Genomic DNA, 616 nt, shown 5'->3' on the forward strand with positions numbered 1-616 from the left:
TTCGACAAGGTCGAGGAACTGGGCAGCGCGCGACAGGCGCTCTGCTGGCTCCACGAGTACAATCTCGATCTGCCGGTGAAGCAGACCAGCGGCGACACGACCTGGCGGCGACCAAGCTACTCCGCCATCCACCGGATCATTGAGAACCCGGTCTACGGCGGCGCCTATGCCTATGGTAAGACGGCTGTGGCGGCGGGATACAGCGCCGCAGGCGTGAGCGTGAAGATCCGCCGCAAGGCGCGGAACGAACGGCTGGCGCTGAAGCCCAACACCCACGAAGGATATGTGAGCTGGGAGAGGTTCGAGGCGATCCGCACTATGGTCAGCAGCAACATTCCCACCGGCCGGCATCACGGCGCGCCCAAGCATGGTGACGGGCTGCTGGCCGGCCTGATCCGGTGCAAGCGCTGCGGCCGCAAGCTCACGCTCCGATACTCCGGCATGAAGCACCATATCCCGCGCTACAGCTGCAGCCGCGCCTGGATGGACAATGGTGGCCCTCACTGCATCGGCTTCCGCGGACTGCGCGTCGATGATGCAGTCGAGGAAGCGCTGCTTGGCGTCGTCGGTCCGGGCGCTATCGCCGCTGCAACCGCGGCCGCCAAGGAAGCCAGGG

General features: G+C 65.9%; 1 protein-coding gene. It reads left to right on the forward strand.

Going from position 1 to position 616, the window contains the following annotated elements; translation table 11 throughout:
* The coding region (locus IVB36_RS40560; RefSeq protein ID WP_247393271.1) for a recombinase family protein at positions 1 to 616 on the forward strand (616 nt) is incomplete at both ends.

Origin of the sequence: Bradyrhizobium sp. 35 (assembly GCF_023073215.1) — a bacterium.
In the GTDB taxonomy this organism is placed as follows: Bacteria; Pseudomonadota; Alphaproteobacteria; order Rhizobiales; family Xanthobacteraceae; genus Bradyrhizobium; species Bradyrhizobium canariense_D.